Origin of the sequence: Streptomyces hamibioticus, from assembly GCF_047946815.1 — a bacterium.
GTDB lineage: Bacteria > Actinomycetota > Actinomycetes > Streptomycetales > Streptomycetaceae > Streptomyces.
Genome location: NZ_JBKKQY010000001.1, coordinates 7,176,187 through 7,194,871, shown reverse-complemented (window position 1 = coordinate 7,194,871; position 18,685 = coordinate 7,176,187). Strand labels below are relative to the sequence as shown.

Below are 18,685 nucleotides of genomic sequence, written 5' to 3'. Positions count from 1 at the left end.
GCGCTGCTGACCGCTTGTGGTGACTGTCATCGGGTACGCGCTCGGCGCCGGGGGCGCCATCGAAGCGGCCGTCGCCGTGCTGACCCTGGACCACCAGCTCATCCCGCCCACGGCCAACCTCGACACGCTGGACCCGCCCATCGACCTGGGTGTCGTCACCAAGGCCCCCCGCCTCAGCAGGCGCCGGTCTCCCTCCCCAGGAACCCGGAGTCACCCTGCGCGTCTTCGACGTTCAGGTACCGCTGAGCGAGGTCTGCACCCTGAAGGCGGGTCAGACACCGAGCACCGACAAGCTGATGCCGGTGGTCAACTGGTCCTCGGCCGACGACTTCGGCCTGGAGTCCCATTTCGTCTCACACGTCATCGGTAACCTCCGTGTCCCCACCGCCGGAAGCCACACCTTCCGGCTCACCAGCTACGACGGGTCCCGGCTGTGGATCGACGACCAACTGGTCGTCAATCACGACGGTGCGCACGGCCCGACGCCCAAGGACGCCACGGTCGACCTGACGTCCGGTCACCGCTCGCTGCGCATCGAGCGCTTCGAGCGCGACGGCGGTCAGCAGCTCACACTGGCCTGGAAGCCTCCGGGCGCCTCCGGCTTCAGTGTCGTACCGAACTCCGCGCTCAGCACGGACGCCGATGTCGTACGCGTGACGTCGCCGGGCCGCAAGGAGTGCGAGGGAGGCACGGACTCGCCCGGTGACGGCTTGCCGCTGACCGGCGTGCACCCGAACTACACCCTGACCGACCTCCGGCCGAACGGCTTCGAGCCGCAGGTTTCCGCGATGGACCGGCTGCCCGACGGCCGCCTCGCTGTGGCCACCTGGGGCGGCAGCAACAACACGGTCGGCGAGGCCGGGAACCTCAAGGAGCCGATGGGCATCAAGTACGTGGACGGCAAACTGTACGTCTCGCGGAAGCACGAGCTGACCGAACTGAACGACACCGACGGCGACGAGGTCACCGACCAGTACCGGAGGGTCGCGACGTGGCCGTTCGGCGGCGACTTCCGAGCGACCAGGCGTAGTAGCCGGCGAGCGGGGGCTTCCCTGAGGCCGGTGCCGACCTCGGAGTCGCTGCCTCAGCCCATGACCTCTCCGCGTTCTTCGGCAAGTGCCAGGTGAAGGACACGGACAGGTTCATCGTGCTGCCGATCGCCCTGGGTCGGGGGGGAAAGGGCCGAGCTTCGGATTCCGGATCAATCCGGGCGGGACCGGCCTGTGCATGCAACCCAAGGCACGTCCGTGAGGACATGAAGGCAAACCCGTCGTGTAAGGCAACCCCGTGATGCTCGGTGACCTGCCGGCCCTGCGCAAGGCAGCGCACGGCTACCGGGCGGCGGCGTCCGCCGTGGGCCTCACCTGGCCCGCGGCCGACGCCCCGTCCGGCGTACGGCCCCCGCCGGACCTCGTCCACCGGCTCTTCGGCGTGGACCGTGTCGCGGAGCAGGTCGCCTGGCTCCAGCCCCGGGGATGGCATGGGCAGCGGCTCCTGACCAACGGCGGAGAACTGCTCCCGTGGCCGGCCGACGGGGAGGCACTCGACACCCTGTCGCTCTCCGTCTCCGACGGCACCCGCTCCGGCCTCGACCTGCTCCAGGCCGGAGCGCCGGACCTCGATCCCTTGGCCTTCCCGGTGTCCGTGGCCCATCACCCGCTGCTGCGGGCCCGGCAGGCCGCGTGCAGGGTCGACATGAGCTGCGTCGACCGGGGCTTCGAACGCATGGAGGAGCTGCTCGACGAGATCGCGACCGTCCGCGCCTCCCTCGGTGTCTGAGCGGATCGGGCAACGGAGGGATTCCGGGCCGGCGTCAGCCCGCGGCACGTGGTTTCACCCCGCTGCCCGGGCGGGCGGCTCGTTGACCGGGGTATGGACGATCGCCCCACGCAGCAGGGCGGGCCGACGGACGGCCCGCGGATCAGCAACACCACCGTGCCGTACGTGACCGAGCTGCTGGAACGGCTGCTGGACGAACACGGGCAGGACGAGCACGCGACGGAGCAGGCGTTCCACGACGCGGTGCAGCGAGCGTGGGTACGGGAGGAGCCATGGGCGGTGGAATGCGTCGCCACCTCACGGACCACGCTCATGAGCACGGTCGACGGCGCGCCGGAGTTGGCCGGCACCGAAGGCTGGGACAGTGCGGGCACTTCGACCGCGCTGCCGGGAGCAGGCCCCGGGACAGCCAAGGCGCTGCTGGAAGTCCTGGAAGAACTGACGGAAGCTCAGCAGCGTGCGGACGGCGAGGTCTGAGTTCGGCGCTTGCCGACTTCGGCCGCCTGTCGATGCTCTGAACCCGACCTTCCGCACCGGGGGTCCTGGCGGCGCGTGCCGCAGACCTCCTCCATCGGCGTATCGAGGCGGCGTCCGGAGAGATAGCCGGGCCTCCGATCGACGCACATGGGCCGACGGCCGGTGCCGGCACGGCAGTGTTCCTCCACGGCAGCACGGACACGGGCGGCCGGCAGACGCTGCGCGGGTGATGGAAGCGGGAAGGCCCGGGTCGGCGATGACGTCGGGGCCCTCGTCCGGCGGCACCGGATTGTCCGAGAGCCGGACACGATCGGCGATGGACGGCCCATGTGCACCGTGGAGCCCTCGGTGAGCGACCACTTGAGGGCGGCGTGCCCGGTTCTTGCGTTCGCGGCGACGTGCGGGCACCTGTCGAAGTGGCGCCGTCCGTCCTCAGGCTTCCGGCGCCGATCCGCGAAAGCGAACTCTGCGGTCCGGCCGCCGTACGGCCGGTCGGTTCCGCACAGCTGTGCATCTCCGTCCTGCTGCGCGGGAACGTTCGCCGGGTCGCGTGGCCGGGGGCGCTGTGGCGAAGGAGGGTGGGGATGACTCCGCGTCGGAGGACAGCGGCCTGTGCTCTGGTCCTGTGCGGAAGTCCCCCGGTGTGAACGCGGGCGAGCCGTTCGCGGGGAACCAGGCCGCCGGTCCCTACGCTGGGCGCGTGCACTTGCTCCCGGAGCCCGTTCGCCGGCTGGCCGCCTGGTGCGCCGTGATCCTCTTGGTCGCCGGGGTCGTCTACGTCGGGATCCAGGTGTGCGTGTCACTCCGGCCGGCCGTCGTTCCCGTGCTGCTCGCCCTGCTCGGCACCGCGCTGCTCCTCCCCCTGCACCGGCGGCTGGTGCGGGCGAAGGTCAACCGGTCCGTCGCCGCCGGGTTCACCTGCGCCGCCGTCCTCGGCCTGGTCGGGGGTGCCGTGTACGCCGTCACCGTCGCGCTGGTCGACACCTGGGGCCAGATCGTGGCCTCGCTGCGCAGGGCGGTGCGGCAACTGGCCGATCGGTTCGGTGCGTCCGGCACGTCGCTGGAGGATCTCGCCCACGACGCCCTGGACCTGCTGGCCAGGTTCGGCGGGACAGCCGCCTCCGGCATCGTCAGCGGGGTCGGCCTGGTCCTCCAGGCCCTCGGCATGGCGGTGCTCGCACTGCTTCTCGTCTTCTTCTTCCTGCGCGACTCCGACGGGGCCGCCGGCACCCTGCGTTCGCTCGTCCCGCGCAACAGTGCCGACACCGTCGAAGCCATGGCCCGACGGGCCTTCGAGGGCGTCGAGGGGTTCATGCGGGGCACCACCGTGGTGGCGCTCATCGACGCGGTCTGCATCACCGTCGGCCTGCTCGTCCTGCGCGTGCCGGGGGCGCTCGGGCTCGGCGCGATCGTCTTCCTCGGCGCCTACGTCCCGTACCTCGGCGCGTTCGCCTCCGGGGCCGCGGCCGTGCTCGTGGCGCTCGCCGACCGGGGGCTCGTCATCGCGCTGTGGGCGCTGGGGGTGGTGCTCGTGGTCCAGGTGCTGGAGGGGAACATCTTCCAGCCCATGGTCCAGAGCCGTACCGTGCGGATTCACCCGGCGGTGGTCCTGGTGGCGCTCACGGCGGGGGCTTCCGTGGCCGGGATCGTCGGAGTGCTGCTCGCGGTGCCGGTCACCGCGGCCGCGTTCGGAGTCGTCAACGAGCTGCGAGCGCGCTACGCGCCGGCCCCGGGCCCGTCGCCCTCTGCGGGGCCCCCCGCCCGGTGAGGAGCACGAGGAGCCGGCCGCACCGCCCGGACCGGCTCCGCCACCGGGAGCCGTTCAGTCGGCGACGGCGAGCCGGCCGGCGGCCGGGAGGCGTACGTCGCCGATCACGAAGCCGCTGCGCGGACGGGTCGGGATGCGCGACAGCGGAATCGTCAGGTCCTGGTCCGGGACCGTGTGGGCCAGCCGCGCCAGGCGCACCGCGAGGGCCGCCAGCACACGGACGGTGACCGCTTCGCCGGGGCAGCGGTGGCTCGTCCGCGGATCGCCCCCGCCCTGCGGGATCAGCTCGTCGCGATCGGGTGCGCGTTCCAGGAACCGCTGCGGCCGGAATGTGTACGGGTCGCTCCACAGGCCCTCGTCGTGGTCCTGCCCGTAGACGTCCAGCACCAGCAGGCCCCCGGCCGGGATCTCCTCGCCGCGCCAGGACAGGTCCCTGGCCGCATACCCGGCGAGGAAGGGCGTGAACGGGTAGAAGCGCCGGACCTCATGGGCGAACGCCGTCGCGTACGCGTCGTCGCCTTCGCGGAGCCGTTCGCGGTGTTCGGGCCGGCGGTGCAGGGCGTGGCCGGCGAAGGCCAGGTACCGGCTGACGGCCACCGTCGGCCGGAGGACGTTCAGCAGTTCCACGGCGGCGGTGTGCGGGTCGAGCTGTCGTCCGTCCGTGTCCCGGTGATGGCAGATCCGTTCGAGCATCGAGTCCGCGGGTGCGGTCGTATTGCCGGAGCGGACGTCGTCCACCAGGCGGGCCAGCCGGTCCTCCTGGCGGCGGCGCCCGAGCCGTGCGCGCCAGTGGCGCGGCCCGAGGGTGGCGAAGCCGTCGACCATGGCCCGCAGATCGCGGGACATCGGATGCCGTGCTGGCGGAGATCAACGGCCGCGACTCCAGCGGCGGCCCGCTGGCCTCCTACGAGCAGTTGCGAGACGACGGTTCCACCGCCTGCGGCTGCTGGATCTACTGCGGGGTGTACGCCGACGGCGTGAACCAGGCGGCCCGGCGCAAGCCCGGCGAGCAGCAGGACTGGGTGGCGGGCGAGTGGGGCTGGGCCTGGCCCGCCAATCGCCGGATTTTGTACGACCGCGCCTCGGCCGACCCCGACGGCAGGCCGTGGAGCGAGCGCAAGGCACTGGTGTGGTGGGACGCGGAGCAGGGCCAGTGGACCGGCCACGACATCCCGGACTTCAAACCCGACAAAGCCCCCGGCCACGAGCCGCCGCCGGACGCGAGCGGCCCGGAGGCCCTCACGGGCACGGACGCGTTCATCATGCAGGCGGACGGGAAGGCCTGGCTCTACGTGCCGGCCGGGCTGACCGACGGGCCCCTGCCCACCCACTACGAGCCGCAGGACTCCCCGTTCCCGAACGCGCTGTACCGGCAGCAGCGCAACCCCGTACGGCACCTGCTGCCGCCGCACCCGGACAACCGCTACCAGCCCAGCGGCGACGAGCCCGGCGCGGAGGTGTTCCCGTACGTGGCCACCACCTACCGTCTGACCGAGCACCACACCGCGGGCGGCATGTCACGCTGGCAGCCCTACCTGGCCGAACTGCAGCCGGAGTTCTTCTGCGAGGTCTCCCCCGAGCTGGCCGCCGAGCGCGGTCTGGAGCACATCGGCTGGGCGACGATCGTCAGCGCCCGCGGCGTGATCGAGGCGCGGGTGCTGGTCACCGACCGGATGGCGCCCCTGACCGTGCACGGACGCGCCCTGCACCAGGTGGGTCTGCCCTACCACTGGGGCCCGAACGGATACAGCACCGGCGACGCGGCCAACGAACTGCTGCACATGTCCCTGGACCCCAACACCCACATCCAGGAGTCCAAGGCCTTCGCCGTCGACATCCGGCCGGGGCGCCGGCCCCGCGGACCGGCCGCCACTCGGCTGGTGCGGTACTACCGGACACGGGCGGGCATCGACGACCGCACCGGCACGGAGCCCTGAGCGCACGTCACGCGGGCGGCCGGGGCCCCGGTCTCTCCGCGGGCCGGTCAGGCCGGCCGTGCTCCGTACACCCGGTAGGGCTCGGCGTCGGCCCACTTGACGTCCAGGCCGAGACCGGGACGGCCCGGGTCGGGGCGCAGGGTGCCGCCGTCGGGCGTCAGGGTGCCGTCGAACAGCAGGTTCTCGACGCGTACGTGGTCGTGGAAGTACTCCAGGTGCCGCAGGCGGCGGACCGCGCAGAAGGCGTGCGCCGAGACGGCCGGGGCGCAGTGGGCGGACAGGTCGAGGTGCCGGGCCGCGGACAGGCCCGCCGTCTCCAGGACCGCGGTGATGCCTCCGCACCGGGTGACGTCGGCCTGGAGGCAGTCCACGGCGGGCGGCTCGACGAGGTTGACGAAGTCGCGGGAGGTGAAGGCGTATTCGCCCGCCGCTATCTCCAGGCGCTCCGGGCCCCGGTCGCGCAGCATGCGCAGCCCCTCGAGGTCGGCGGAGCTGACGGGCTCCTCGAACCACCGCACGTCCCACTCGTCGTGGAACCTGCGCGCCCAGTACAGGGCCTCCTTGCGGGTGAGCGCGCCGTTGGCGTCGGTGAAGATCTCCGGCCCGTCGCCGATCGCCTTCCGCACCGCGGTCAGGCGCTCCGGGTCGCGGTCGGGCTCGCGGGAGGTCTTCAGCTTCACCCGGGGGATGTCCTGGGCGACCCAGCCGGCGAGCTGTTCGGTGAGCCGGTCGAGGGAGTAGTTGGTGAAACCGCCGCTGCCGTAGACCGGTACCCGGTCGTGGTAGGCGGGCAGCAGCCGGATCAGCGGCAGGTCCAGCAGCCTGGCCTTGAGGTCCCACAGCGCCACGTCGACGGCGGAGACGGCCATGGCGCCGACTCCGGGGCGGCCGGCGTTGCGGATCTGCGCGCCCATGCGGTGCCACAGCGCCGCGGGCGCGGTGACGTCCTGCCCGCGCAGCAGCGGGGCCAGCTTGGAGTCGACGAAGGAGGCGGCGGACACGTCCGCGTAGGTGTAGCCCAGGCCGGTCCTGCCGCCGGCGTGCACCCGGACGAGGACCATGGTGGTGGAGTCCCACTCCAGCGTCCCGTCCTGTTCGCTGCCGTCGGGGCCGTCCGTGGGCACCTCGAAGGCGTGCACGTCGACCGCGTCGATCCGGCAGTGCGCCAGTGCCTCTCCGCCGACGGCGTCCGGGCCGGTCACGAGTGCCGTCCCGGGAGGTGCTCGGCCAGTTCGGTGAGCTTCTGCCGGGCGCCCCTGGTGGTGATGCCGGCCTTCTCCGGGTCCCTCACGGCGGCCTTGGCGGCCTTCTTGCCCTGCTCCAGCATGATGTGCGGCGGGATGGGCGCGATCTCGGCGTCGACCTTGAACTCCAGTACCACCGGCCGGTCACTGGCCAGTGCCTCGTCCCACGCCTTGCCGACCTTCTTCGGCTTGTCGCAGTGGATGCCCTTCAGGCCGAGGAGTTCGGCGTACTGGGCGTAGGGCACGTCCGGGATGTCCTGCGAGCCGGGGAACTTGGGGTCGCCGGCCATGGCGCGCTGCTCCCAGGTGACCTGGTTGAGGTCCTGGTTGTTGAAGACGCAGAAGATGAACGGCGCCCGCCCGGACAGCCGGTCCAGGTACCGCTTGACCGTGATCATCTCGTTCATGCCGTTCATCTGGAACGCCCCGTCCCCGACGAAGGCGATGACGGGGCGGTCCGGGTGGGCGAACCGCGCGGCGATCGCGTACGGGACACCGGGGCCCATGGTGGCCAGCGTCCCCGAGAGCGAGGCCTGCATGCCCCGGCGCAGCTTCAGGTGGCGCGCCCACCAGTTGGTGCCGGAGCCCGAGTCGGCGGTCAGGATGACGTCGTCCGGCAGCCGGGGCGAGAGTTCCGAGGCCACCGCCTGCGGGTTGATCGTCTTGCCGAAGTGCTGGCCGGCCCGCTTCTGGCAGATGGCGTGCCACTCGGTGACGTCCTTCTCGATCTTCTCCCGCCAGGAGCGGTCCTCCTTGCGCCGCAGCAGCGGGATCAGCGCCTGCAGCGTCTCCTTCGCGTCGCCGACGAGGTGGGCGTCCATGGGGTAGCGGATCCCGATCATCCGCCCGTCGATGTCGATCTCCACGCCCCTGGCCTGGCCCTCGTCGGGCAGCCACTCCGAGTACGGGAAGCTGCTGCCGACCATGAAGAGGGTGTCGCAGCCCTGGATCATGTTGTCGCTGGCCTTGCTGCCGAGCAGTCCGATGGGGCCGGTGACGAACGGCAGGTCGTCGGGCAGCACCTCGCGCCCGAGCAGCGCCTTCGCCACTCCCGCGCCCAGCAGTTCCGCCACCTCCACGAGCTCGCTCTCCGCGTGCGCGGCCCCCTGGCCGATGACCATCGCGACCTTCTCACCGGAGTTCAGCACACCGGCCGCCCTGCGCAGTTCCCCGTCGTCGGGCAGCAGACGCGGGCGGCTCCAGCCGACGCTGGAGAACACCGAACCGTGCTCCTTGGGCGGCGAGGGCTGGGCGTCCTCCTCCTGCACGTCGTTCGGGATGATGATCGTCGCCACCCCGCGCGTGGTCAGCGCCGTCTTGAACGCCCGGTCGATCACGTGCCGGGCCTGCCCCGGGTGGACGATCATCTGGCAGAACTCGGAGACGTCCGCGAACACCTGTCCGAGGGCGATCTCCTGCTGGTAGTGCGTGCCCAGCGACAGCCGCTTCTGCTGGCCGACGACCGCGACGACCGGCTGGTGGTCGAGCTTGGCGTCGTACAGACCGTTGAGCAGGTGGATCGCGCCGGGGCCCGAGGTGGCGACACAGCAGCCCACCTCACCGGTGAACTTGGCGTGCGCGCACGCCATGAACGCCGCCATCTCCTCGTGCCGCGCCTGGATGAACTCCGGATCCCCCTCGGCACGGTCGAACGCGCCGAGCAGTCCGTTGATCCCGTCACCGGGATAGCCGTACACCCGTTCCACACCCCATTGCCGCAGGCGCTCCAGCACGAAATCCGCGACCAGCGTCATGACGTCCTCCCTCGGACACAGCTCTGCCGTGTCTGTGGGTGACCCCTCGCCCGGACGCGTAAACGGTGCGCCGCGCTTCGCCACTCTCTTGGACCGGCCGTCGGGTGGCGGAATCGGCGTCACCCGGGTGGCGCCCGGTCCGGTGACGAAGAGTGATGCCGTGTTTCGGGGCGTGTCCGCCGGGTCACCCAAGCACAGACGCGCATTCGGCAACCGCCACGAGAGGGCGGCGGCCACGGTCGGACGTCCCTGACAACAGCATCACCGCCACGTCGACGACAGCATCGCCTTCGGCGTCCACGGTCCCGAGGCCGTGCGTCCCCGCCCGGCCCGATCCCCAGAGGCCCATGTCTTCCTGCATCACCGCCCCGCTCCGGACGCACCACGGTGCCTCCGCGGCCGAGCAGCCCTCCTCGGACGACCTGGACGCCCTGCTGCTGGAGTTCGCGCAGCAGCCGCCCGGGCCGCGGCGTGCCGCGCTCCGGGACCGGGTCATCCGGCTGCTGCTGCCGATGGCCCGCCGCGTGGCGCGCCGGTTCCACCGGTACGGGGAGGAGCCCGACGACCTGGTACAGGTGGCGTCCCTCGGACTGATCAAGGCCGTCGACGGCTACGACCCGGCGCTGGGGCACGCCTTCCTGTCCTACGCGCTGCCCAAGGTCACCGGTGAGCTGCGGCGGCACCTGCGCGACCACTGCGACACCGTACGGCTCCCCCGTCCCCTTCGGGAGGCGAGCGGGCCGGTGTTCCAGGCCGTCGAGGAACTCGAGCAGCGGCTCGGCGGCCGGTCCCCCACCGCGGAGGAGATCGCCGAGCACACCGGGCTCGACCACGGCCGTGTGCTGTCCACCCTGCGTGCCCTGCACGAGTGCCGTCCGCGGTCCCTCGATGAGCCGGCGGCGCACGGACGGGAGGAACCACTCTCCTGTCTGATCGGCGCCGAGGACGCCGGTTACGGCCGGGTCGTGGACACTGTGGCCCTGGCCTCCCTGGTGAAGGAGCTTCCGGAGCGGGAGCGCGAGGTGCTCCACCTGCGCTTCTACCGGGACCGGACCCAGCAGCAGATCTCCGACGTCATCGGGGTCTCGCAGATGCAGGTCTCGCGCATTCTGCGCCGCTGTCTCGGCCGGCTGCGCGAGGGTCTGCTGGCGAACGGGTCGCTGGGCGAGGGCGCGGCGGCGGAGCAGAGGGCGGAGCACCGGCCGGATGAGCGGCCGGCGGACCGGCCGGAGCACCGGTCGATGCTCCGCGGCATGGAGGTGGCGCGGCCGACGCGCTCCAGGCGCGGTTCCCGTCGTCCGGCGGAGGCGGTGCGGCCCGCGGGAACCCTCGGTCCGGCGCGTCCGGCGGCCGGTGCCACGGCCGCCGCGGAAACGGAACCCGCCCGGCGCACGGCGAGGCGTTCCGCACCGGTGAGTCGTCCCGCTCCGGTGAGACGGTGCGCGACGGCCGGGACGGACCGGGCGTCTCGGCGGCGATCCGAGTGCGGGACGCCGGTCCGCACCCGCCGGACGACTCCGGACCCTGCCGTGCCGCACCGCCGGGCGCCTCGGACCGGCGCCGGGGCGGTACGGCACACACCGACGGCCGCCCGATGGTCCGCGCGGCAGGCGGGCCGCGCTCCGCGCGACGGGCGACCGGCGCGGGCTCCTCCCCTGCCCACGGATGCCCACGGATCCGAAGACATGACCGGCACCGTCCGGAGGGCCTGTGGGAGCCCGGGGGAGCGCTGGTGGCCCCACTCGCGGCCCAGCGGTGCCGGGCCCCTGCGCCGCGGCATCGCGGACGTCCTGCCCGGGCGGCCTGCGGACCGCCCGGGCTGTACGCCGAGGAGTACGACGTACGTCAGCGCCGGCTGCGCGGCAACCCGCCGCAGGCTTTCGTCCACGCCTTGCCGCTGGAGTGCGCGGTCCGCCTCAGCGACGCCTCGGCCCTGCCGCCGTGACCGTCCTGCCGCAGCCCGGCGGCGAGGGCCGTGCCGGCGGTGCCGACCAGGGCCGCGCCGAGGGCGAGCGGACGGCGGTGCCGGGACAGCCACAGCTGGAGGCTGCGCCCGTGCGCCTCGTCGTCGAAGACGCCGTGCGCCCCGTGGTCCCGGCCCGTCGTGCCGTCGGCGGGGTCCCAGAGATTGGCCGGACGTGAGGTGTCGACCGGGTCCTCGGTCTGCTGGGAGTCGTAGCCCGTCCGGGCCAGATACCGGTCCAGCAGAGCGGGGGCGAATCGCTGGCCGAGCAGGGTGGCGACGGTCGATCCGCCGACCCAGTGCTCGCGCCGCCGCGGATGGTCGGCCGCGTGCAGGACGCCCCGCGCGGCGACCTCCGGCTGGTAGACCGGGGGCACCGGGCGCGGATGCCGGGACAGCCGCGACAGCACCCAGCTGAACTGCGGGGTGTTCAGCCCCGGCAGCTGCACCATGGTGACGTGCACGCCGCTGCCCTCGTGCAGCAGTTCGCAGCGCAGGGACTCGGTGAACCCCCGGATGGCGTGTTTGGCACCGCAGTACACCGACTGCAGCGGCACGCTGCGGTACGCCAGGGCCGAGCCGACCTGCACGATGGTGCCCCGGTCGCGCGGCCGCATGCGGCGCAGGGCCGCCAGGGTGCCGTGGACGAAGCCGAGGTACGTCACCTCGGTGGCCCGGCGGTACTCGTCGGGCCGGATCTCCGTCACGGGCGCGAACACGGTCGAGAACGCGGCGTTCACCCACACGTCGATCGGGCCGAGCTCCCGCTCCACCCGCTCCGCCGCCGCGTTGACGGCCTCCGCGTCGGCGACGTCGACGGCCAGGGCCAGCGCCTCGCCGCCCGCCTCGCGCACGTCGCGGGCGGCGCCTTCGAGGCCCTCCTGGCCCCGGGCCAGCAGCGCGACGGCGGCGCCGCGCGCGGCGAAGGCCCGGGCCGTGGCCCGGCCCACACCGCCGGACGCGCCCGTCACCACGACGACCCCGGCAGCTGCGTGCGTCCCGTTCCGGTGGCTCATGAGTTCCCCCTGCCGGGCAGGTGCTCCGCGTACTGCGTGAGCTTCTGGCGTACGCCCTTGGTGGTGATCCCCGCCTTCTCCGGGTCGCGCAGCGCCGCCTTGGCCGCCTTCTTGCCCTGCTCGGCCATGATGTGCGGCGGGATCGGCGCGATCTCGGCGTCGACCTTGAACTCCAGGACGACGGGCACGTCGGAGGCCAGGGCCTCGTCCCAGGCGGCACCGATCTTCTCCGGGTCCTCGCAGACGATGCCCTTCAGGCCGATCAGCTGGGCGTAGGCCGCGTAGGGGATGTCCGGGATGTCCTGCGAGCCGGGGTACTTCGGATCGCCTGCCATGGCGCGCTGCTCCCAGGTGACCTGGTTGAGGTCCTGGTTGTTGAAGACGCAGAAGATGAACGGCGCCCGCCCGGACAGCCGGTCCAGATAGCGCTTGACCGTGATCATCTCGTTCATGCCGTTCATCTGGAACGCCCCGTCGCCCACGAACGCGATGACGGGACGGTCCGGGTGGGCGAACCGCGCGGCGATCGCGTACGGGACACCGGGGCCCATGGTGGCCAGGGTGCCGGACAGCGAGGCGTGCATGTCGTCACGGAGCTTGATGTTGCGGGCCCACCAGTTGGTGCCCGAACCGGAGTCGGCGGTCAGGATCGCGCGGTCCGGCAGCCGCGAGGACAGCTGTGAGGCGACGGCCTGCGGGTTGATGGAACCGCCGAAGTGCTGGGCGGCCCACTTGTCCACCACGTCGCTCCACTCGGCGACGTTCTTCTCGATCTTCTCCCGCCAGGAGCGGTCCTCCTTGCGCCGCAGCAGCGGGATGAGCGCCTGCAGCGTCTCCTTCGCGTCGCCGACGAGGTGGGCGTCCATGGGGTAGCGGATCCCGATCATCCGCCCGTCGATGTCGATCTCCACGCCCCTGGCCTGCCCCTCGTCGGGCAGCCACTCCGAGTACGGGAAGCTGCTGCCGACCATGAGCAGGGTGTCGCAGCCGCGGATCATCTCGTCGCTGGCCTTGCTGCCGAGCAGTCCGATGGGGCCGGTGACGAACGGCAGGTCGTCGGGCAGCACCTCACGCCCGAGCAGCGCCTTCGCCACTCCCGCGCCCAGCAGTTCCGCCACCTCGACGACCTCTTCCCGGGCGCCGGCCGCTCCCTGCCCGACGAGCATGGCGACCTTGTCGCCCGCGTTGAGGACGTCGGCGGCCTTGCGCACCTCGTCCGGGTCGGGAAGGACACGGGGGCGGCTCCAGCCGACGCTGGAGAACACCGAACCGTGCTCCTTGGGCGGCGAGGGCTGGGCGTCCTCCTCCTGCACGTCGTTCGGGATGATGATCGTCGCCACCCCGCGCGTGGTCAGCGCCGTCTTGAACGCCCGGTCGATCACGTGCCGGGCCTGCCCCGGGTGGACGATCATCTGGCAGAACTCGGAGACGTCCGCGAACAGCCGCTCGAGGTCCACCTCCTGCTGGTAGTGCGTGCCGAGGCTGAGCCGCTTCTGCTGGCCCACCACGGCCACCACCGGCTGGTGGTCGAGCTTGGCGTCGTACAGGCCGTTGAGCAGGTGGATGGCGCCGGGGCCCGAGGTGGCGACACAGCAGCCCACCTCGCCGGTGAACTTGGCGTGCGCGCACGCCATGAACGCCGCCATCTCCTCGTGCCGCGCCTGGATGAACTCCGGATCCCCCTCGGCACGGTCGAAGGCACCCAGCAGTCCGTTGATGCCGTCGCCGGGGTATCCGTACACGCGCCGGACACCCCACTCGGTCAGGCGTTGCAGTACGTAATCGGAGACTTGGGTCATGGGCTGCTCCTGAACGAGGGAGGGTCAGTGCTCGATTGGGTTGCCTCGCCCACCGGCCCGTAAACCGTCCGCCGTACCGCCGCACGGGTGGCAGTCCCGCCGACGCGCGCGCCCCGGCTCGGCCCCCCGCGACCGGGGCATCTTGACTGTTTGATCAGCCATGGACCCTCTTGCGTGGATCGAGCCGTTGATGACGACACAGACCGATCCGGTCACCGTGGCGCCGGCCAGGGGACGCCGGGGCAGGGGCCGGCTGATCGAGGGCCGGGGCCGCTCCCTGGAGTGGGCCACGGCCTGCCCGCCGCCCCGGCACGAGGGCGGCCGGCCATGACGTACTCCGGGGACCGGCCGGACACCGGCGGCTCCGCGCTCGCCGCCGAGGCCGAGGGCTATCTGCTGGCCCACGGGCAGTACGCGGCGGCGCGCGAGGAGGCCGCGGCCCTGTGCGCGCAGCTGCCCTGGCTGACCACCGCGCAGGCCGAGGAGGTGTCCCGCAGGTACGTGCACCATCGGCTCGACCTCACCCGCCGGATTCTGCGCACGACCGCCGAACGCGCCGAACAGCTGCGGGACGAATACGAGTCCCGCTATGCGGCACTGCGACGTGACCTGCTGAAGCGCCATGCCGCCGCGGCGGCAGTCGTTCTCGCCTGCGCCACCGGCCTCGGAGCGCTCACGAGCACCCTGACCCGGTAGCTCCGGCGGGCCCCGCCGGCCGCCCGGACTCCGGACCGCCGCTCGCCGGGCAGCGACCGGCGTCTACGCTGTGCCCGGCCCGTGATGTCTACCGGAGAAACGGATAACCGCGTGAGTATCACCGCATCGAGTACCGCACCGATCTACGACCGTCTGCTGGACGAGCGCGGCGACGTCGTCGCCGAGGTGCAGCGCGTCGCGGAGCAGACCCGGCGCCAGGCCGCCGACGTCCTGGACTTCCGTAGCCAGCGGAGCGTCCGGAACCCGAGGCCCGGGGACGACTCGAGCGGCGAGTAGCCCGGACGCCGGCGCCCGGCAACGTTGTGGGGGGCCGGCGGGCCGGCCCCCCCCGGCGCCGTTCGCCGTCGGCGTGGCCGGATGCCGGCCTCCACCACCCGCGGCCCGGCCCGGCGGTCCGGTGGCTCGGGGACCGGTTGAGCGAAGGAGGGGACTGGTTGAGCGAAGAAGCGGTCGGGTACCCCTGAGCCATGCCCACGCCCCCACCCCACCCGGTCCCCGGCGCCGTCGAGGGCGGCCGGTCCGGCGTCCTGTCCGTGGCGGTCCTGGTGGACCTGCTGAGGAACGCCTCGGCAGGGGGGCACGTGAAGTGCTGGGAGAGGTTCGCCGAGGCCGCGGCCCGGCGTGCTCCCGACGGCGGGCCCGGCGAGGTGGACCTGACCGTCTACGTCCTCGGGGACCACGCCCACCTCGAGGAGCTGTCTCCCCGGGTCCGTTTCGCGGCCCTGCGGCCCGTGCTGAGCACCGCCCCGGTGATGCCCGCGGTGGGCGGCGGGGACGTCACCGATCTGTCGCCCTTCCACCCCGGTCTCGCCGGGCTGCTGCCACGGCACGACGTCTGGCACCTCACCCACACGTTCTCCTTCGGCTCGACCGCGGCCCGCCTGGTCCGGCGCTCCCCGCCGGGCCGGCGGCCGGGAATGGTGTGTTCGCTCCATACGGACGTCCCGGCCCTGGCGTCCGTCTACACCCGTCAGGTGCTCGGCAAGGTGCCCGGCGTCCCGTCCTCGGCCGGGCGGCCGGCGGCGGGACTGCCCGGACTGGTCGAGGGTCTCCTCCGGCGCCGCCGCGACCGGCTGCTGCGCCTGTGCGACCGCGTGCTCGCCGCCTCGCCCGGCGCGCGCGAGGAGGTCGGCGCGATGATCGGCCCGGAACGGGTGGCCGGACTGCGGCGCGGCATCGACCACGAACGGTTCCGCCCCGACCCGGCGGCCCGGGCGGAGCTGGCCCTCTCCCACCGGGTCCCGGCCGACCGGCCGCTGGTGCTGTTCGCCGGCCGGGTGGACGCCTCCAAACGCGCCCTGCTCGTCGCCGAGGCGGTCCACCGCCTCCGGCGGTGCGGCCATGACGCGCACCTCGTCGTCGTGGGCTCAGGTTCCGACACCGACCGCATCGCGGGACTGCTGGGCCCCGCCGCGAGCGTGCTCGGCCCGCAGCCGCAGGACACCCTGGCACGCGTGTACGCGGCCTGTGACGTGTTCGCCTTCCCCTCCCGCACCGAGACGGCCGGCAACGTGGTGGCCGAGGCGATGGCCTGCGGTCTGCCGGTCGTCCTGCCGGCAAACGCCACCACGACCCAGTGGTTCGCCGACCCGGGACGGGACGGCATGGTCGTGGCGGACGACACCACCGAGGGGTGGGCCAGGGCTCTGGAGGAGCTGCTCGTCCGGCCCGAGGCGCGGCGGGCGATGGGCCGGCGCGCCGCCCGGACGGCGCGCTCCCGGCACCCCACCTGGACGGAGGTGCTGGAGGAGGACCTACTGCCCGTGTGGACCGAGAGCGCCCGGACGCGTACGGCCGTCCGGCGCCCGTGAACCCGTCGGCGGGTACCCCGCGTCACCGCGGTGCAGAGCGGCGATCGCGGGCGAGGTGTCCAGGCAAACGATCCCGAAGACGGTCCCGGCCACGCCCAGCGCGGTCAGTGCGCCGACCGGCCAGCCGAGGTGCAGCGTCTCGCCGAAGAGCGTGGTTCCGACGGCGACCGCCACCGCCGGCTCCACCGTGTCGATCACCGTCACTGTGGCGGCCAGCGGGCCTTCCTGGAACGCGCTCTGGATGAGGAGCAGGCCGCCCACGCTGACGGCGACCAGCGCGTAGGTCTGCCATGCCGAGGCGAGCGCGACCGGGCCGCGGCTCATCCGGTCGACGGTGGCGTCGAGGAGCACCGACTGGAACCCCATCACCGTCCCGCCGGCCAGGGCGGTGCAGGAGGCCCGTCCCACGCCGGTGACGACCAGGCGGAGGACCATGGCCGCGGCCACGACCAGGACGGTCGCGCCGACGGCGAGCAGCCACGCGCCGACCCGGGCCGACGCCGGATCACCGCCCGTCGGACGGGCCGTGACGAGCGCGGCGGCGAGGCCGGCGGCGACGGCCAGGGTGCCGAGCCACTCCCTGGGTCCCAGCCGAACGCCCCGCAGGTGCGCGGCGAGCGGCACGGCGAAGACCAGCTCGCAGACGATCAGCGGCTGCACCAGGCTCAACGGCCCGAACGCCAGCGCCAGGGACTGGAACCCGTAGGCGAGGACCGCCAGTGCGATGCCGGACAGCCAGACGGGGTGCCGGGCCAGATGCCACAGCAGCCGCCACGACAGCCGCTCCCTGTCCGGCCGGGCACTCGCCACACGCTGCTGCAGCACACCGGCCACCGCGAAGCAGGCGCCCGCGGCGAGCGCGGCCAGAACAGTGATGATCATGCAGCACCTGGTCATCCGTGATGGCGCGAACCCGAACCGGCCCGCCATGTGTTCCCGTGATCACCTCCGGTCATGCCTGGTGGGACCGTCACGGGCCGGACATCGGGGACCCGCGCGAGACCGACGGCGGCACGCGGTGCCCCCTCCGCGCCCGTTTCGGCCGCCGAAGCCGGGGGCACCCGTGCCGGGCTCGGCGCGCCGCCTCCTCGAGGCGCGGGTCGCGCAGCAGGGTGTCGGTCCGGGAACAGCCGGGGGATGCGCCGTCGTACGTCCGCTCCCGGTGCCGCCGAGGGGACACGCCGCACAGGCGGGCCGGAGAGCCCACCCGGGCCCGCGAGACGACGGCCGGGCCGTTCGGTCCGTCAGCGGCGCCCCAGGGCGTTGAGCCGGGCGGCCTGGCGGGTCAGGTGGTCCCGCTCGGCGAGGTTGGGTGCCCTCCGGGCCGCCTCGGCGTAGAGCCGTGCCGCTGTCGCCGGGTCGCCGTCGCGCTCGTGGAGGTGGGCCGCCACGGCGGCGTGGCGGGGCAGCGAGTCGTCCAGCGCGGCGAGCGCCGCCGGCCCGGCGCGCGGTCCGTCGGCCTCGCCGACGGCCACAGCCCGGTTGAGCCGCACGACCGGGCTGTCGGTCAGGCGGGGCAGTTCGTCGTACCACTCGGCGATCTGCGCCCAGTCGGTCTCCTCGGTGGTGGGCGCGTCGGCGTGCAGGGCGGCGATGGCGGCCTGGGCCTGGAACTCACCCAGCCGGTCGCGGGCCAGGGCCGCCTGGAGGATCCCGATGCCCTCGGCGATGGACCCGGTGTCCCACCGCCCGCGGTCCTGCTCCGCGAGCGGCACCAGGCTGCCGTCGGGCGCGGTCCGGGAGGCCCGCCGGGCGTGGTGGAGCAGCATGAGGGCGAGCAGTCCCGCCACCTCGGGGTGGTCGATCGCGGCCGCGAGCCGCCGGGTGAGCCGGATGGCCTCGGCGGCGAGGTCGACGGCGCCGGAGTAGCCCTCGTTGAAGACGAGGTAGAGGAAGCGCAGCACGGTGGCGACATCGCCGGGCCGGTCGAACCGCACGCCGGAGACGGTGCGCTTGGCCCGGCTGACGCTCCCCCAGAGGGGGCACCCCCAGCGCCATGGTCGCCTCGGGCACCAGATAGGCCTGGGCGATCTGACGGGTGGTGAGCCCCCCGACGGCGCGCAGCGTGAGCGCGACGGCGCACGACGGCGTCAGCGAGGGGTGGGCGCACAGGAAGTAGAGCTGGAGCAGCTGGAGCGTGTCGCCGACGTCGGGGGCGGGTCCGGGCGCCGGCTCCTCCTCGACGAAGTTCTCCCGCCGGCGGCGGGCGGCGGCCGCCCGGTCGCGTCGAGGAACTTGCGCCAGGCCACGGTGACCAGCCAGCCCTTGGGGTCCCGGGGCGGGTCGGCCAGCCAGACGCGGACCGCCTCGACGAGGGCGTCCTGGACTGCGTCCTCGGCCGCCGCGAAGTCGGCTCCGCGGCGGCCGAGGACGGCGAGCACGCTCGGCGTGAGGCTCCGGAGCAGAACCTCGTCCATCGA

The 18,685-nt window shown here is 73.2% G+C and carries 12 protein-coding genes and 6 pseudogenes; 11 read left to right on the top strand and 7 right to left on the bottom strand.

From position 1 onward, the window contains the following. Nucleotides 1–16: 16 nt before the first annotated feature. From ACLGIH_RS32890 to ACLGIH_RS32870, 5 genes and pseudogenes are all read left to right on the top strand, one after another. Nucleotides 17–109, top strand: a pseudogene (locus ACLGIH_RS32890) (hypothetical protein); the annotation flags it as partial. A gap of 58 nt (nucleotides 110–167) precedes the next feature. Beyond that, nucleotides 168–1,013, top strand: a pseudogene (locus tag ACLGIH_RS32885) (PA14 domain-containing protein); the annotation flags it as partial. Nucleotides 1,014–1,290: 277 nt separating this feature from the next. Continuing rightward, nucleotides 1,291–1,779, top strand: a complete 489-nt coding sequence (locus ACLGIH_RS32880; protein ID WP_416528925.1) for a hypothetical protein — start codon at nucleotides 1,291–1,293, stop codon at nucleotides 1,777–1,779. 93 nt (nucleotides 1,780–1,872) lie between these two features. After that, complete coding sequence (locus ACLGIH_RS32875) at nucleotides 1,873–2,256, top strand: hypothetical protein (RefSeq protein ID WP_416528924.1); 384 nt, start codon at nucleotides 1,873–1,875, stop codon at nucleotides 2,254–2,256. Nucleotides 2,257–2,956: 700 nt separating this feature from the next. Then, nucleotides 2,957–4,024, top strand: coding sequence for an AI-2E family transporter (locus ACLGIH_RS32870; protein WP_416528923.1), 1,068 nt, complete (start codon nucleotides 2,957–2,959; stop codon nucleotides 4,022–4,024). Nucleotides 4,025–4,078: 54 nt separating this feature from the next. Here the strand turns inward: ACLGIH_RS32870 and ACLGIH_RS32865 are convergent. Next, nucleotides 4,079–4,870 (bottom strand): annotated as a pseudogene (locus tag ACLGIH_RS32865) (cytochrome P450); the annotation flags it as partial. Between the two features lie 2 nt (nucleotides 4,871–4,872). On the opposite strand from ACLGIH_RS32865, the pseudogene ACLGIH_RS32860 reads away from it, so the two are divergent. Further along, nucleotides 4,873–5,961: pseudogene (locus ACLGIH_RS32860) on the top strand (molybdopterin dinucleotide binding domain-containing protein); the annotation flags it as partial. 47 nt (nucleotides 5,962–6,008) lie between these two features. On the opposite strand, the gene ACLGIH_RS32855 reads toward ACLGIH_RS32860, so the two are convergent. Continuing rightward, nucleotides 6,009–7,163 (bottom strand): enolase C-terminal domain-like protein, encoded by a 1,155-nt coding sequence (locus ACLGIH_RS32855; RefSeq protein WP_416528922.1) that lies wholly within the window; start codon nucleotides 7,161–7,163, stop codon nucleotides 6,009–6,011. Continuing rightward, nucleotides 7,160–8,959: a thiamine pyrophosphate-requiring protein gene (locus tag ACLGIH_RS32850; protein WP_416528921.1), complete on the bottom strand. Its 1,800-nt coding sequence runs from the start codon at nucleotides 8,957–8,959 to the stop codon at nucleotides 7,160–7,162. Before ACLGIH_RS32850 ends, ACLGIH_RS32855 begins: the two co-directional genes overlap by 4 nt. 155 nt (nucleotides 8,960–9,114) lie before the next feature. On the opposite strand from ACLGIH_RS32850, the pseudogene ACLGIH_RS32845 reads away from it, so the two are divergent. After that, nucleotides 9,115–10,089: pseudogene (locus tag ACLGIH_RS32845) on the top strand (sigma-70 family RNA polymerase sigma factor); the annotation flags it as partial. A gap of 715 nt (nucleotides 10,090–10,804) precedes the next feature. Here ACLGIH_RS32845 and ACLGIH_RS32840 read toward each other — a convergent pair. Together ACLGIH_RS32840 and ACLGIH_RS32835 are read right to left on the bottom strand one after the other, a co-directional pair. After that, nucleotides 10,805–11,938 carry an SDR family oxidoreductase gene (locus tag ACLGIH_RS32840; RefSeq protein ID WP_416528920.1) on the bottom strand — a complete coding sequence of 378 codons (1,134 nt, stop codon included), beginning with the start codon at nucleotides 11,936–11,938 and terminating at the stop codon, nucleotides 10,805–10,807. Next, nucleotides 11,935–13,737 carry a thiamine pyrophosphate-requiring protein gene (locus ACLGIH_RS32835; RefSeq protein WP_416528919.1) on the bottom strand — a complete coding sequence of 601 codons (1,803 nt, stop codon included), beginning with the start codon at nucleotides 13,735–13,737 and terminating at the stop codon, nucleotides 11,935–11,937. Before ACLGIH_RS32835 ends, ACLGIH_RS32840 begins: the two co-directional genes overlap by 4 nt. Before the next feature lie 190 nt (nucleotides 13,738–13,927). Between ACLGIH_RS32835 and ACLGIH_RS32830 the strand changes: the two genes are divergently transcribed. The 4 genes from ACLGIH_RS32830 to ACLGIH_RS32815 all read left to right on the top strand — a co-directional run bounded on the left by ACLGIH_RS32830 (nucleotide 13,928) and on the right by ACLGIH_RS32815 (nucleotide 16,265). Further along, on the top strand, nucleotides 13,928–14,068 hold the full coding sequence (locus ACLGIH_RS32830; RefSeq protein ID WP_416528918.1) for a hypothetical protein: 141 nt from the start codon (nucleotides 13,928–13,930) through the stop codon (nucleotides 14,066–14,068). Continuing rightward, complete coding sequence (locus ACLGIH_RS32825; protein WP_416528917.1) at nucleotides 14,065–14,433, top strand: hypothetical protein; 369 nt, start codon at nucleotides 14,065–14,067, stop codon at nucleotides 14,431–14,433. The genes ACLGIH_RS32830 and ACLGIH_RS32825 overlap by 4 nt, the downstream gene beginning before the upstream one ends. 111 nt (nucleotides 14,434–14,544) lie before the next feature. After that, nucleotides 14,545–14,730, top strand: a complete 186-nt coding sequence (locus ACLGIH_RS32820; RefSeq protein WP_416528916.1) for a hypothetical protein — start codon at nucleotides 14,545–14,547, stop codon at nucleotides 14,728–14,730. 191 nt (nucleotides 14,731–14,921) lie between these two features. Continuing rightward, nucleotides 14,922–16,265, top strand: coding sequence for a glycosyltransferase (locus ACLGIH_RS32815; protein WP_416528915.1), 1,344 nt, complete (start codon nucleotides 14,922–14,924; stop codon nucleotides 16,263–16,265). Here the strand turns inward: ACLGIH_RS32815 and ACLGIH_RS32810 are convergent. Further along, entirely contained in the window at nucleotides 16,209–17,147 is a 939-nt protein-coding gene (locus tag ACLGIH_RS32810; protein WP_416528914.1) for a DMT family transporter, read from the bottom strand. The two genes, ACLGIH_RS32815 and ACLGIH_RS32810, sit on opposite strands and share 57 nt — an antisense overlap. Nucleotides 17,148–17,509: 362 nt before the next feature. Next, a pseudogene (locus tag ACLGIH_RS32805) lies at nucleotides 17,510–18,682 on the bottom strand (RNA polymerase sigma factor). Nucleotides 18,683–18,685 lie beyond the last annotated feature (3 nt).